This is a genomic window from Actinoplanes sp. NPDC051861 (assembly GCF_040681145.1).
Classification (GTDB): domain Bacteria; phylum Actinomycetota; class Actinomycetes; order Mycobacteriales; family Micromonosporaceae; genus Actinoplanes.
In genome coordinates, this window is the sequence record NZ_JBFAYE010000029.1 from 77,063 (window position 1) to 91,184 (window position 14,122).

General features: G+C 70.5%; 13 protein-coding genes. 9 read left to right on the forward strand and 4 right to left on the reverse strand.

What is annotated here, in order from left to right; genetic code table 11:
* Window position 1: 1 nt before the first annotated feature.
* Together AB0M02_RS42720 and pseB are read right to left on the reverse strand one after the other, a co-directional pair.
* Window positions 2–1,120: an aminotransferase class V-fold PLP-dependent enzyme gene (locus tag AB0M02_RS42720; protein WP_364238227.1), complete on the reverse strand. Its 1,119-nt coding sequence runs from the start codon at window positions 1,118–1,120 to the stop codon at window positions 2–4.
* A complete protein-coding gene (pseB, locus tag AB0M02_RS42725) occupies window positions 1,120–2,100 on the reverse strand; it encodes a UDP-N-acetylglucosamine 4,6-dehydratase (inverting) (protein ID WP_364238228.1) in 981 nt (326 codons plus the stop codon). The genes AB0M02_RS42720 and pseB overlap by 1 nt, the downstream gene beginning before the upstream one ends.
* Before the next feature lie 189 nt (window positions 2,101–2,289).
* On the opposite strand from pseB, the gene AB0M02_RS42730 reads away from it, so the two are divergent.
* The 9 genes from AB0M02_RS42730 (at window position 2,290) to AB0M02_RS42770 (ending at window position 13,322) form a co-directional block, all read left to right on the forward strand.
* The gene (locus AB0M02_RS42730; protein ID WP_364238229.1) at window positions 2,290–2,532 is read left to right on the forward strand and encodes an acyl carrier protein; all 243 of its coding nucleotides are present in this window, start codon (window positions 2,290–2,292) and stop codon (window positions 2,530–2,532) included.
* A complete protein-coding gene (locus AB0M02_RS42735) occupies window positions 2,529–3,260 on the forward strand; it encodes an SDR family oxidoreductase (RefSeq protein ID WP_364238230.1) in 732 nt (243 codons plus the stop codon). The genes AB0M02_RS42730 and AB0M02_RS42735 overlap by 4 nt, the downstream gene beginning before the upstream one ends.
* Window positions 3,257–4,480, forward strand: a complete 1,224-nt coding sequence (locus tag AB0M02_RS42740) for an AMP-binding protein (RefSeq protein ID WP_364238231.1) — start codon at window positions 3,257–3,259, stop codon at window positions 4,478–4,480. Before AB0M02_RS42735 ends, AB0M02_RS42740 begins: the two co-directional genes overlap by 4 nt.
* Complete coding sequence (locus tag AB0M02_RS42745) at window positions 4,477–5,511, forward strand: acyl-protein synthetase (protein WP_364238232.1); 1,035 nt, start codon at window positions 4,477–4,479, stop codon at window positions 5,509–5,511. Before AB0M02_RS42740 ends, AB0M02_RS42745 begins: the two co-directional genes overlap by 4 nt.
* Entirely contained in the window at window positions 5,508–6,692 is a 1,185-nt protein-coding gene (locus tag AB0M02_RS42750; RefSeq protein WP_364238233.1) for an acyl-CoA reductase, read from the forward strand. Before AB0M02_RS42745 ends, AB0M02_RS42750 begins: the two co-directional genes overlap by 4 nt.
* Window positions 6,689–8,989, forward strand: coding sequence for a hypothetical protein (locus AB0M02_RS42755; protein WP_364238234.1), 2,301 nt, complete (start codon window positions 6,689–6,691; stop codon window positions 8,987–8,989). Before AB0M02_RS42750 ends, AB0M02_RS42755 begins: the two co-directional genes overlap by 4 nt.
* Before the next feature lie 77 nt (window positions 8,990–9,066).
* On the forward strand, window positions 9,067–10,371 hold the full coding sequence (locus tag AB0M02_RS42760) for a sensor histidine kinase (RefSeq protein ID WP_364238235.1): 1,305 nt from the start codon (window positions 9,067–9,069) through the stop codon (window positions 10,369–10,371).
* Between the two features lie 12 nt (window positions 10,372–10,383).
* A complete protein-coding gene (locus AB0M02_RS42765) occupies window positions 10,384–11,028 on the forward strand; it encodes a response regulator transcription factor (RefSeq protein ID WP_364238236.1) in 645 nt (214 codons plus the stop codon).
* A gap of 71 nt (window positions 11,029–11,099) precedes the next feature.
* Window positions 11,100–13,322: an MMPL family transporter gene (locus AB0M02_RS42770; RefSeq protein WP_364238237.1), complete on the forward strand. Its 2,223-nt coding sequence runs from the start codon at window positions 11,100–11,102 to the stop codon at window positions 13,320–13,322.
* Here the strand turns inward: AB0M02_RS42770 and crcB are convergent.
* Together crcB and AB0M02_RS42780 are read right to left on the reverse strand one after the other, a co-directional pair.
* A complete protein-coding gene (gene crcB / locus AB0M02_RS42775) occupies window positions 13,306–13,671 on the reverse strand; it encodes a fluoride efflux transporter CrcB (RefSeq protein WP_364238238.1) in 366 nt (121 codons plus the stop codon). The genes AB0M02_RS42770 and crcB overlap by 17 nt on opposite strands.
* Window positions 13,668–14,012, reverse strand: coding sequence for a CrcB family protein (locus AB0M02_RS42780; RefSeq protein WP_364238239.1), 345 nt, complete (start codon window positions 14,010–14,012; stop codon window positions 13,668–13,670). Before AB0M02_RS42780 ends, crcB begins: the two co-directional genes overlap by 4 nt.
* Between the last annotated feature and the right edge of the window lie 110 nt (window positions 14,013–14,122).

Here is a 14,122-nt window from a genome sequence, read left to right on the forward strand (position 1 = left end):
GCTAGCTCCCGAGGATGCCGCGCAACGTCTCGACCACACGGTCCTGGTCGGCGTCGGTGAGGTCGGCGAACAGTGGCAGCGACAGCTGCTCGGCGTAGAAGGCCTCGGCGACCGGGCACATGCCCCGGCGGTATCCGAGGTCCTCGAAGACCGGGTGCCAGTAGACCGGGATGTAGTTGACCTGTACCCCGATGCCGGCCGCGCGCAGACGGTCGTACACCTCGCGGCGCCGGCCGTCGAGGATCCGGACCGGGTAGAGGTGCCGCATCGGGTCGGACTCCGGGCGCTGCGCGGGCAGGCGCAGGCCGGGCACGCCGGCGAGCAGGTCGTCGTAGCGGGCCGAGAGGTACGCGCGGCGCGCCTTGAACTCACCGAGGCGCCGCAACTGTGAGCTGCCCAGCGCGCAGAGCACGTCGGGCAGGCGGTAGTTGAGGCCGAACTCGGGCACCTCGTAGTACCAGCCGCCCTCGTCGGGGTGCCGGAAGTTGTCCCGGACCACGCCGACGGTCCGGAAGGCCCGCAGCCGCTCGACCAGCTCCGGCCGGATCGAAGCGACCGCGCCGCCCTCACCGGTGGTGAGGTTCTTGGTCGGGAAGAACGAGAACGTGGTGAGGTCGGCGAGCGAGCCCACCGGCCGTCCCTTGTAGGTCGACCCGATCGCGTGCGCCGCGTCGCCGACCAGCAGCGCGCCGGCGCTCTCGCTGATCTTGCGCAGCCGGTCGTAGTCGGCCGGCACACCCGCGTAGTCGACCGCGGTGATCACCCGGGTCCGTGCGGTGACCGCCGCCTCGGCAGCCGCCGGGTCCAGGTTGGCGGTGTCCTCCTCGACATCCGCGAAGACCACCTTCGCGCCGAGCATCGCGGCACCGGACGCGGTCGCGACGAACGTCATCGGGGTGGTGACCACCTCGTCGCCGTGGCTGACGCCGACGGCCGCGTACGCCGCGTGCAGCGCCGTCGTCCCATTGGTCACCGTGACGCACGGCGCTCCGGCGATCTGCTCCAGCTCGGCCTCGAAGGCGGCGACCCGGGGCCCGGTCGTGAGCCAGTCGCTGCCCAGCGCGGCGACCACGGCCTCCACGTCGCCGGCGTCGATGGACTGGCGTCCGTAGGGCAGCATCACTTCTCCGCGAGCAGGGCGCGCATGTCGTCGACCGAGAGCCACAGGTCGTTGTTGTCCGAGCGGTAGTTGAAGCCGTCGGCGACCGGCTCGCCGCCCTCGGGCGCCTCGTAACCCCAGCTCGCGGCGACCGGCTGAACCACGTAGCGGTCGGCGAAGCGCAGCGTGCGGCGGCTGTCGTCGGCCGCGATCATCTCCTCGTGCAGCTTCTCGCCGGGGCGCATGCCGACCTCGTGGGTGGGCGCGTCCGGCGCGACCGCCTCGACCAGGTCGACGATCCGCATGCTCGGGATCCGCGGAACGTAGAGCTCGCCGCCGTGCATCACGTCGAACGAGTCGACGACGAACTTGACCGCCTGGTCCAGGGTGATCCAGAAGCGGGTCATCCGCTTGTCGGTGATCGGCAGGCTCTTGCCCTCGGCGGCGAGCTGCCGGAAGAACGGGACCACCGAGCCGCGGCTGCCCATCACGTTGCCGTAGCGGACCACGGCCAGGCGGGTCGGGTGGGTGGCGGCGTAGTGGTTGCCGGCGATGACGATCTTGTCGGCGGCCAGCTTCGTGGCGCCGTACAGGTTGATCGGGCTGGAGGCCTTGTCGGTGGAGAGCGCGACGACCTTCTTCACCTCGGCGTTGATCGCGGCGTCGATGACGTTCTGCGTGCCGTTGATGTTGGTCGCGACGAACTCCGACGGGTTGTACTCGGCGGTGTCGACCTGCTTGAGCGCGGCCGCGTGGACCACGTTGTCGATGCCGTGCATGGCCCGGGACAGGCGCTCGCGGTCGCGGATGTCGCCGATGAAGAACCGCAGACGAGGGTCGCCGCCGAACATCTGCCGGACCTCGTACTGCTTGAGCTCGTCGCGCGAGAACACGACGATGCGGTGCGGGTCGAGGTTGTCCAGCGCGTACCTCAGGAAGGCCTTGCCGAACGAGCCGGTGGAGCCGGTGACAAGGATCGAGGAGCCGGCGATTTCAGACACGAGTTAACTCCGGGGGATCAGCGAGAGGCCGGTACGAGCCGGAAGCATAACCAGCTCAGCGCGCATTTCCACGAGTGCGAAGAAAGGCAAGTGTCAGTTCATTCTCAGTTAATCCGGCATTGGTCGGCAGGACCATGGGACTGCGGGAAAGTGGGACTCCTCTGATCACCCCCCGCTTGGAGTAACCCCGTGAGTGAGCTGCAGAAACTACGTGACGCGTTCCGCACCGCGCTTGATCTTCCGGCGGACGCGCCCGTGGACGACCTGCGCTACCAGGACTTCGAGAAGTGGGATTCGCTCGCACACATGTCGCTTGTCGCGACCATCGAAGATGAATTCTCGGTAATGATCGACACGGACGACGTCATCAATATGTCCAGTTTTACCGAGGCAGTGCGAATCCTCGGTAAATACGGGGTGGACGTCAAGTGAGTGTCGCCCTCGTGACGGGTGCGTCGCGCGGCATCGGCCGGGCGACCGCGTCCCGTCTCGCCGAGCAGGGCCACGATCTGGTTCTGCACGGCCACGGCGAGACCGGTGTCGCGGAGGCGGCGGCCGAGCTCTCCGGCAAATACGGGGTGACCGTCGTGCACGGCTCCGGTGACATCGCCGACCCGGCGACCAGCAAGGCCCTCGTCCGGCTGGCGTTCGAGAATTTCAAGCGCCTCGACGCGCTGGTGGTCAACGCCGGTACGCACGCCGCGGGCATGCTCGGGATGACCGGTGACGCGACGATCGAGCGGCTCTTCGCGGTCAATGCGGCCGGTGCCGCGTACACGTTGCAGAACGCGGTCCGCCTGCTGGCCCGGAGCGGAAACGCCGCCGTGGTGCTGACCGCCTCGATCACCGGAACGCACGGCGTGGCCGGGCAGGCCGTCTACGCCGCGTCCAAGGCCGCCGTGGTCGGGCTGGCGAAGTCGGCGGCCAAGGAGCTCGGCCCGCGCGGCATCCGGGTCAACGCCGTGGCACCCGGCTTCATCGCCACCGACATGCTGGACACCCTGGACGAGGCCGGCCGCGCCGAGCGGATCGCCGACACCGCCCTCGGCCGGCTCGGCACCGCCGACGAGGTGGCCGACGTGATCGCCTTCCTTCTTTCCGACCAGGCCCGCTTCGTCACCGGACAGGTGATCGGGGTCGACGGGGGATTGACGCTGTGAATCTGCTCCATCCGGACGCTCGCGTCGTCGACGCCTCGACCGGCGAGACGCTGACCCCGGACCTGATCGACGAGGCCGCGGCGGAACTGGCCGGGTCCGGCCCGCTGTTCCTGCCGATGCCGTCGACGGTGCCGGCGGTGGCCCGCTATCTGGCGGCGCTGCGGCTCGGCCGGCCGGTCGTGCTGCTCGACCCGGAGACCGACCACGCCGGGCTGATCGAGCGGTACACCACCGACGAGGTGCACCCGGACCTGGCGCTGCTGCTCACCACCAGTGGTTCCACGGGCAACCCGAAGCTGGTGCGGTTGTCGCGTACCGCGGTGCTGGCCAATGCCGAGCAGGTGGTGGAGAGCCTCGGGATCACCGGGGACGACGTCGCGATCACGACGCTGCCGCTGTTCTACTCGTACGGGCTGTCGGTGCTCCACTCGTACCTGCTCGCGGGCGCGACCGTGGTGCTGGAGCGGACCGGCATCATGCAGCGCGACTTCTGGGCCGCGGTCGACGAGCACCGGGTGACGTCGCTGGCGCTCGTGCCGTACCAGTACGAGATGCTCAACCGGCTGCGCTTCGACCCGGCCAAGTTCCCGTCCGTGCGCACGCTGACGCAGGCCGGCGGCCGGTTGCGCGCCGGCTTGATCACCGACTTCGCGCAGCGGATGGCGAACGCCGGTGGCCGGATGTTCGTGATGTACGGCCAGACCGAGGCCGCTCCCCGGATGGCCACGCTGCCGCCGGAGCGGCTCGACGACAAGCTCGGCTCGGTCGGCCTGGCGATGCCCGGTGGCGCCTTCAGCATCGAGGACGACGAGGTCGTCTACCGCGGGCCGAACGTCATGATGGGGTACGCCGAGACGGGCGCGGACCTGATCAAGGGCGATGAACTCGGCGGGGTGCTGCGTACCGGTGACCTGGGCCGGCTCGACGACGAGGGTTTCCTCCACATCACCGGCCGGATCAAGCGGATGGGCAAGGTGTTCGGCGTCCGGATCAACCTGGACGACGTCGAGCGCAACTTCCCGGTGGCCGCCGTGGCCGGTGACGACAGGCTGCACGTCTTCGCCGAGGGCGTCTCGGGCGACGAGGCGCGCGCGTTGCGCACCAAGATCGCCGAGTGGCTCGGCACCCATTTCACCGGCGTGAGCGTACGCGCGATCGACTCGCTGCCGCTGCTGCCGAACGGCAAGACCGACTACCGGGCGCTGGAGGCGTCGTTGTGAGTGTCTTCACTCTCCCGCAGTCGCAAAAGGACGAGGTGCTCTTCAAGGAGCTGGCCGGCCTGGTCGAGCACCACCGGTCACGGTGTGAGCCCTACCGGCGCATTCTCGACGCTTCCGGCTTCACCGAGGCATCGGGCGTCGTGGACCTCCCGTGGCTGCCGGTGCGACTGTTCAAGACCCTGGAGCTCAAGAGCATCCCGGACGACGAGGTGTTCAAGGTCCTCACGTCGAGCGGGACGACCGGCGAGGTCAGCCGGATCTACCTGGACAAGGCCGCGGCCGCCGAGCAGACCCGCCGGCTGGGCGCCACCCTGCAGACGGTGCTCGGACCCAAGCGGCTGCCGATGCTGCTGGTCGACTCCAAGGGGATCCTCAAGGACCGCCGCTCGTTCAGCGCCCGGGGTGCCGGCGTGCTCGGCATGGCCACGTTCGGCCGCGACCACCAGTGGGCGCTCGACGTCGACGGCCACGTCGACCTGGACGGTATCCGTGCCTTCCTGGACAAGCACGGCGACCAGCCATTCCTGATCTTCGGCTTCACCTTCCTGGTCTGGCTGCATCTGTACGAGATCGCCCGGGACAACGGCCTCGACCTGAGCAACGGCATCCTGATCCACTCCGGTGGCTGGAAGAAGCTCGTGGACCAGGCGGTCTCGCCCGAGGAGTTCCGCGTGCGCCTGGCCGGTGTCGGCCTCACGAAGATCCACAACTACTACGGCATGGTCGAGCAGATCGGCACGATCTTCCTGGAGGGGCCGAGCGGTGGCTCGCTGTACTGCCCGGACTTCGCGGATGTGGTGGTCCGGGACCCGGAGACCTGGGCGGAACTCCCGCCCGGCAAACCAGGGCTTCTGGAGGTGGTGAGCACGCTGCCGACGTCGTACCCGGGGCACGTGCTGCTCACCGAGGACCTCGGCGTGTTGCACGGTATCGACGACGGCGACTGGCCGGGCAAGCGGTTCTCGGTGCTCGGGCGCCTGCCGCGCGCCGAGGCCCGGGGCTGCTCGGACACCTATCGGGAGGCGGCGTGAACGTGCGGTTCAGGTTCGGCGCCGAGGGTGATCTCACCGCGCCGTCGGACGACCGGCTCACCGTCGGCGACCCTCGCGTCGTCGAGTTCCTCGCCAAGCTGGCCCGCAAGCTGCTGGCACCGGCGGTGGCCCGGCGGCACCCGGAGCTCGGGTCGCTCGGCTACTTCCTGCGCCCGGCCGAGCTGCACCGCGCGGTCGAGAAGATGAGCCGTCCGGACGCGCTGGTCTTCCCCAGGGGCAACGTCTTCCACGTGCCACCGGCCAACGTGGACACTATCTTCGTGTACTCGTGGGCGCTGTCCGCACTGGCCGGCAACCACAACGTCGTACGCATCTCGTCCCGCTCGGCCGGCGCGGCCGAGGTGATCCTCGACGCGCTCAACGAGATCGAGGCCGACGCGATCATCGCGCGGACCCAGCGGATGGTCACGTACGGCCGCGACGACGCTCTGACCGCCGCGCTCAGCCGATGGTGCGACCTGCGGGTGATCTGGGGTGGCGACACTGCCGTGGAGGCGATCCGCAAGCACCCGCTACGGCCGTCGGGACGGGACCTGACGTTCCCGGACCGGACGTCCTGGGCGGTGCTGTCGGTGCCCGGCTGGCGTGCCGCCGATCCGGCTGCCCGGCGCACCGCGGCGGTCGGGTTCGCCAACGACGCGTACTGGTTCGACCAGGCCGCCTGCTCCTCGCCGCGGACCGTCTTCCTGGTCGGCGGCGACGGCGCCGAGGTGCGTGCCGAGTTCCTCGACCTGCTGCTCGACGTCGTGGACCAGCGCGGCTGGACCGTCGACGCGGCGATGGCGGTGGAGAAGCGGGTCAACGCGTACGGGCTCGCGGCCAGTGGCGCGGCGTCCGCTGTGGACTTCCCGGACAACCGGATCACCTCGGTGACCCTGACCGGCACCGGCGAGGCACCACGCCGCTGGATCGGCGCCGGTGCGTTCCCGTTCGCCGAGGTGGGATCGCTGCTCGACCTCGTGCCGGCGATGAACCGGCAGGACCAGACGGTCAGCCACTTCGGGTTCACCCCGGCGGAGCTGCACGCGTTCGCCACCGAACTCGGTGGTCGCGGTGTGGACCGCATCGTCCCCTTCGGATCCGCCCTGACTTTTGGATCGCTTTGGGACGGTTATGACCTTCCATATGAGTTTACCCGACTTACCACCATTCTGACGTGACTCAAACTGTTGCCGAGCCGGCTGTCGAAGAGCCGGCTCCGCCGGCGGCCCGCCGACTTCCGCGGATCCTTCTGTCCCTGCTGCCCTGGCTGATTCCGGCGGTCGCGGCGGGCGGCGTGCTGCACGTCACCCACACCCCGGACCGCGCGATCGCCGTCTATGCGGTCTACCTCCTGCTGGTGGTGGTGCTGCCGGGGACCCTGGTGTTCCGAGCGGTGTTCGGCAGCCGCGGCAACTGGCCCGAGGACCTCGGCCTCGGCGCCGCCACCGGCCTCGTCGTCCTGCTGGCCGGCTGGGCCCTGGCCGCCGCCACCGGCCTTCAGCAACTGCTGCCCGGCTGGCCGGTCCTGGTCGTGCTGCCGTTCCTGCTAGTACCGGCGCTGCGCCGGCACTGGCGGGCCGGGCCGGGCGAGCCGCTGCCGCTCGGCTGGTCCTGGGCGATGGCCGGTGTCCTGATGCTGACGGTCGCCTGGGCTGCGGCTGCGATGCACGCGGTGCCCCGCTTCCCGGCTACCGTCGAGGTCTATCCCGACCTCTACTACCACCTCGCGCTGGTCCACGAGATGACCCGCTCGATGCCGTTCCAGGTGCCACAGCTGGCCGAGGACACGCTGCGCTATCACTACCTGTCGGACGCCGACATCGCCTCGGCCAGCATGATCACCGGAATCTCCGCGGACCTCGTGCTGCTACGGCTCTGGCTGATGCCGATCGTCGCGATCGGGGTGGCCGTCTTCGCCGTGCTCGGCCGCAGCGTGAGCGGCCGCTGGTGGGCCGGCCCGCTGGCGGCGCTGCTGGGCTTCGTCGGCCAGACCGTGGTGGCCGGGGTGCCGTTCGGCGCGCCCGGCATCGGGTTGCCGATCTCCCTGCTCAGCCCGTCGCAGACCTACGCCATGCCACTGATCGGCCTGTTCGTGGTGGTGGCCGTCGACGCGCTGCGGGGCCGGTCGCTGCGCTGGGCCGCCTGGGCCGCGCTGCCGCTGTTGGCGGTGGCGTGCGCCGGTGCGAAGGCGAGCGTGCTGCCGCCGGTGGCCGCCGGCCTGCTCCTGGTGGTCGCGGTGACCCTGGTGTTCCGGCGGCGGATCCCGTGGACCGCGCTGGGCCTGCTGGCGTCGGTCGGCTTCGGCATGGTGGTCGGGCTGCGGCTGTTCGCCGGCGGCGGCGCGGGCACCCTGCAGGTCCAGTTCCTCGCGTCGCTGCGCTGGTTCTCGCCGTACACCGACCTGCTCGGCAACGAGGACGGCCCGGAGAAGGGTGGGCTGTGGCCGCACGGACTGGCCCACGCCGACGCGGCCGGCCGCTGGTTCGTCGCCTGGGTGATCCTGTGGTGGCTGATCGTGCAGGCGCCCCGGTTGATCGGCCTGGTGCTGACCCCACGCTCCTCCGAGCGTGAGTCCGACCCGGTGCCGTGGCTGATCGGCGGCATCGTGGTCGCCGGGACGCTGGCCATGTGGGCGCTCTGGCACCCGTCGGCGAGCCAGATCTACTTCATGAACGGGGTGTTCCCGTTCTGCGGGGTGCTCACCGCCTGGGCGCTCGCCGATCGGGTGCGCAGCTGGTGGGTGCCGTTCGCCGGTGCCGCGGCGGGGGCGGCCTGGGAGCTGCTGGCGCCCGAGGTGAAGGTCCCGGCCGAGAAGACCTTCGGGGCGTACGCGTGGGCGATGGCCGTACCGTTGCTCCGCACCGCCGCTCTGGTCGCTGTCGCGGTGCTGATCGCCGTGCTGATCTGGCGCCGCCGGGCTCTGCGCGCGGTGCCGGCCGCCCTGCTCGCGGCGGTGATCGGGGCCGGGGTGATGTCACCGGTGTCGGTGACCGTGGAGCGCCTCGCCGATCCGGCCAAGCCCCAGGCTCGCGCGCACATGTCGGTCCGGGCCATCGAGATGCGCGCGGCCTTCTGGCTCGAGGAGAACACCGGCCGCGACGACGTGGTCGCCACGAACGTGCACTGCATGCCGATGAGCAGCAAGGTGTGCAACGCGCGGGCCTTCTGGGTCGCCGGGCTCGGTGGCCGGCGCACGCTCGTGGAGAGCTGGGGTTACTCGGACAAGACGGTGGCCGCGCACGGGGTGAACGGCAAGCCGTACATCTACCAGCCGGCGCCGGATCCGGCGATCTTCGAGCTGAACCAGCGGGCCTTCGAGCAGGGCGACCCGGCGGATGTGGCGCGGCTGCGAGACGAATACGGCGTACGGTGGCTGTTCGCCGACTCCCGCGCCGGCGCGGTCTCGCCGCGGCTCGCCGAATCCGCCCAGGTGGCGCATCAGCAGGGGCCGGTCACCATCTACCGGTTGAGGTGACGGTCGGGTTAACCCTACTGTCGATCGGGCGGCTTGCGGGATCGGAGGGGAGGCCCCGGATGCCTACCGTCGATGACATGACGACGACATATTCCGGAGCCGGCGAACAGCCGAGTCTGGCCGGGCGCTACCTGCGCCAATTGGGCATCGACACCCAGTACGTGCTTCTCGGGTTCCCGCTCGGCCTGATCACGCTCGTGCTGTGCATCACCGGCTTCGCGGTCGGCGTCGGCACCGTGGTCATCTGGATCGGCTTCCCGATCCTGGTCGCCACGCTGGTGATGTCCCGCGGTTTTGCGGTCCTGGAGCGGGCCCGGATCGGCCCGGTCCTGGGCCGGCCGGTGCCGCACCCGGTCTACAAGTCGGCGCGGTCCGAGGGCTGGCTGCGCAAGAGCATGGCGCCGCTCGGCGACGCGCAGTCCTGGCTCGACATGGTGCACGGCATCTTCCGTTTCATCCCCAGCACGCTGGGTTTCTGCTTCGTCGTCACCTGGTGGGCGGTGGCACTGGCCGGTCTCAGCTACCCGCTGTGGGACTGGACGCTGCCGCACCCGCCGGACAACTACGAGCTTCACGAATTGCTCGGCTTCCAGGACACCGCGGGCACCCGGGTCCTGTTCAACGTGAGCATCGGGCTGTTCTTCACGGCCACGCTCTACCCGGTGGTCCGCGGCGCCGCGCTGCTCGAGGCGTACTTCGCCAACGGCGTGCTGACCGGCGTCGACGTGCTGCGGCAGCAGGTTGCCCAGGCCAACGCCGACCGCGACGTCGCGCAGCAGCAGAAGGCGGCGGCGGTCTCCGCCGAGGCGGTCGCGCTGCGCAAGCTGGAACGCGACATCCACGACGGCCCGCAGCAGCGCCTGGTCCGGCTCGCCATGGACCTGGGCCGCGCCGAGCAGCAGTTCGCCACCGACCCCGAGGCCGCCCGCGCCACCGTCGCCGAGGCGCTCAGCCAGACCCGGGAGACCCTGGACGAGCTGCGGGCGCTCTCCCGAGGCATCGCCCCGCCGATCCTGGTGGACCGCGGCCTGCGGGCGGCACTGACCGCGCTGGCCGGCCGGTGCACGGTCCCGGTGGACCTGGACGCGCCGCCGCTGGAGCGGATGGACCCGGCCGTCGAGTCGACCGCGTACTTCGTGGTGGCCGAGGCGCTGACCAACGTCGCCAAGCACAGCCACGCGACCGAGGTTCAGGTGAGCGTGCAGCGGATCGCCACCGGCCTGCTGGTCAGCGTCGCCGACGACGGTGTGGGCGGCGCGAGCCTCGCCAAGGGCCACGGCCTGGCCGGCCTGGACGACCGGGTACGCGCGGCCGGCGGCGTGCTGGCGGTGGAGAGCCCCGAGGGTGAGGGAACACGGCTCACGGCCGCCCTGCCGATCTGACAGCATGGCGGCATGCGGGTGGTGATTGCGGACGACGCGGTTCTGTTGCGCGAGGGTTTGGTACGGCTCGTCGAGGAGAACGGCCACACGGTGGTGGCGGCCGTCGGCGACGGGCCGTCACTCGTTGCCGCGGTCGTCGAGCACCGGCCCGACGTCTCCATTGTGGACGTCCGGATGCCGCCGTCACACACCGACGAGGGTCTGCGGGCCGCCGTGGAGGCGCGTGGCAAGGTGCCGGGCAGCCCGATCCTGGTGCTTTCCCAGTACGTCGAGGTCTCGTACGCTGACGATCTTCTGGCCGACCGCCGCGGGGCGGTCGGCTATCTGCTCAAGGACCGGGTGTCGCTGGTCGCCGACTTCCTCGACGCGCTGACCCGGGTGGCCGAGGGCGGCACCGTGCTCGACCCCGAGGTGGTCGGCCAGCTGCTGGTCCGCCGCCGGCGCGACGACCCGCTGCGCAGCCTCACCCCGCGCGAGGGCGAGGTGCTGAGCCTGATGGCCGAGGGCATGTCGAACACCGCGATCGCCCGCAAGATGGTCGTCACCGAGGGCGCGGTGGAGAAGCACGTGCGCAACATCTTCACCAAGCTCGGCCTGCACCAGGACGACGAGCAGCACCGGCGGGTCCTGGCAGTGCTGGCCTACCTCCAGGCGTAGGGCTAGCACTACCCCGGAACGGGGTGCTTCCCGTATCGAGTGGACAGTGCCGAATCCATAGCGTCTTTCCCATGGAGAACAGGGGAAACGTCAAGGGCATCGCGGCACGCGTCGCGATCTGGAGCGCCCGCCACCGGGTGCTCGCGATAGTGGGCTGGATCGCGTTCGTCGCGGCCACGGTTGTGCTCAGCATGCAGGTCACCACGACGGAGGCGAACTACGCGCTGGCCGGGCACGGCGACTCGGGCAAGGCCGACCGGATCGTCGAGGAGGCCGGGTTCCCGGAGCAGCCGGCCGGTGAGATGGTGCTCATCCAGAACCGGGCCGGTTCGAACCGGGTGGCCGCTGCGGAGGAGGTCACGCGGACGCTGAAGACCGTCACCGGTGTCGCCGAGGTGCAGGCGCCGATCGAGTCGCCGGACGGCCGGTCCACGCTGATCAGCTTCAGCCTCGCCGGTGACCCGGAGACCGCCGGCGACCGGGTCGGCCCGGTGCTGGACGCGGTGGCCAAGGTGCAGGCCGCCCACCCCGATCTGTACATCGCCGAGGCCGGCGACGCGAGCGGCGACAAGCTGATCGGCGACGAGCTGGAGGAGGGCCTGACCCGGCTCTCGATGCTCTCCATCCCGGTCACGCTCGGCATCCTGCTGGTCGCGTTCGGCGCGGTGGTCGCTGCGCTGCTGCCGGTCGCGCTGGCGATCATGTCGGTGGTCGCGGCGATCGGCTTGATGGCCGTGGCCAGCCGCTGGGCGCCCGCTGTCGACGAGACCACTCACGTGATGCTGCTGATCGGCCTGGCGGTCGGTGTCGACTACTGCCTCTTCTACATCCGGCGGGAACGTGACGAGCGGCGCCGGGGCGCCGACGCGCACACCGCGCTGATGATCGCGGCGCAGACCTCGGGGCGCTCGATCTGGATCTCCGGACTCACCGTCATCGTCGCGATGGCCGGCATGTTCCTCACCCAGGACGTCACGTTCGTCAGCTTCGCGACCGGCACCATCCTGGTCGTGGCCACCGCGGTGCTCGGCTCGCTGACCGTGCTGCCGGCGCTGCTCTCGGCGCTCGGCGACCGGGTGGACGCCATCAAGATTCCCGGCCTCTACCGCCGCAACAGCAAGAACCGGATCTGGAACGGGCTGCTGCGGGTCGTGCTCGCCAAGCCGCTGATCTCCGCGATGGTCGCGGTGGCCGCCCTCGGCGCCCTCGCCGCTCCCGCTCTCGACCTGCAGACCAAGGGCCAGCGCATCCAGGACGTCGCACACGACTCCGCGGTGGTCAAGGCGTTCGTGGCGATCGGTGAGGCGTTCCCGAGCAAGACCACGCCGGCGCGGGTTGTCGTACAGGCGGACTCGATCAAGGGGGCCGAGTTCGACCAGGCGCTGGCCGCGTTCCGTACCGCTACCGAGGCCAGCGGAGGCAGGTTGGTCGAGCCGATCGACGTCGACGTCAACCCCGGCGGTGACGTGGCGGTCGTGTCGGTCGGCCTGACCGGCAAGGAGGAGAGCCCGGAGGTGATCAGCGCGCTGAACCTGCTGCGCGACGAGGTCGTTCCGGACACCTTCGGCTCGATCCCCGGCGCGACCGCCCTGGTCACCGGCAACGCGGCGAGCAGCGTCGACTACAACAAACGGCTGTCGGACAGCCTGCCGCTGGTCTTCGCCTTCGTCCTGGGGCTGGCGTTCGTGCTGCTGCTCGTCTCGTTCCGCTCGGTGGTCATCGCGATCACCGGTGTGGTGCTGAACCTGTTCTCGGTCGCGGCGGCGTACGGCATGCTGGTCTACGTCTTCCAGTACGGCAACTTCGAGGACCAGCTGGACTTCGTGGCCTCCGGGGGCATCACCAACTGGATGCCCATGTTCCTGTTCGTCATCCTGTTCGGGCTCTCGATGGACTACCACGTCTTCGTGGTCAGCCGGATCCGCGAGGGGCACGACCGGGGCCTGCCGATCCGCGAGGCGGTCAAGGAGGGCGTCGGCGCCACCGCCGGAGTGATCACCAGCGCCGCCATGGTGATGGTCGCGGTCTTCGCGCTCTTCGCCACGCTGCCGCTGGTCGCCACGAAGGAGCTCGGTGTCGGTCTGGCCGCCGCGGTGCTGCTGGACGCCACGATCATCCGCGCGGTGCTGCTGCCGGCCGTGATGACGATGCTCGGGCGGGCCAACTGGTGGCTGCCGCGTGGCCTGCGCTGGCTGCCGGAGATCGCCCACGAGCCGCCGGCTCAGGCCGGGACGAAGCCCGCCGAGCCTCCGGTCACCGGAGCGGGGGAGCGGGAGCTCACCCCGATCGGATGACCTGAGCCAGGGCGCCGCCGATCCAGGCGGCGCCCAGGCCTGCGGTGACACTGAGCAGCGGATAACCGAGCGCCGCGGCGATCTCGCCGCGGCGCGCCAGCGCGAGGGTCTCCCAGCTGAACGTGGAGTACGTGGTCAGCGCGCCGCAGAACCCGGTGCCGAGCAGCGCGATCAGACCGGGGGAGAGCGGCAGGCCGAGGAGGAGGCCGAGCAGCAGCGATCCGGTCACGTTGACCGCCAGGGTGCCCCAGGGGAAGGCCGGGCCGTAGCGGGACTGGAAGAACCGGTCGGTGAGGTAGCGCAGCGGCGCGCCGACGGCCGCGCCGAGGGCGACCAGCAGGAACGTCATCGGCGGACGGCTGCGGCGAGGGCGCTGCCGGCCCAGGCGGCCAGCAGGGAGCCGATCAGCGTGGCGGCGAGATAGCCCAGGCCCGCCTCGGGAACCTGAACGGTGGCGGTGGAGAAGGTCGTGTAGCCGCCCAGCACGCCGGTGCCGAGGAAGAGCCGGGGGATCCGCCGGTCGACGAGTGTGTAGAGCGCACCGATCAGGAAGCAGCCGGAGACGTTGATCGCCCAGGTCGCCCACGGTGTGCCGGGCCAGGCGGCGGAGATGGCGTAGCGGGCCAGGGCGCCGAGCACGCCCCCGGCCGAGACGGCCACCAGGGCGGCACGATCGACGTCGAGATCCATCACCTGGGACGTTAGCTCACCGAGGGCCCGGCGGCCGGGGGGACGTGGCGGCGTCCACCCCGGCCGGATCCGGGCGCTCTCGTCTCGGAGCGTCACAGTCCACTGTAGGC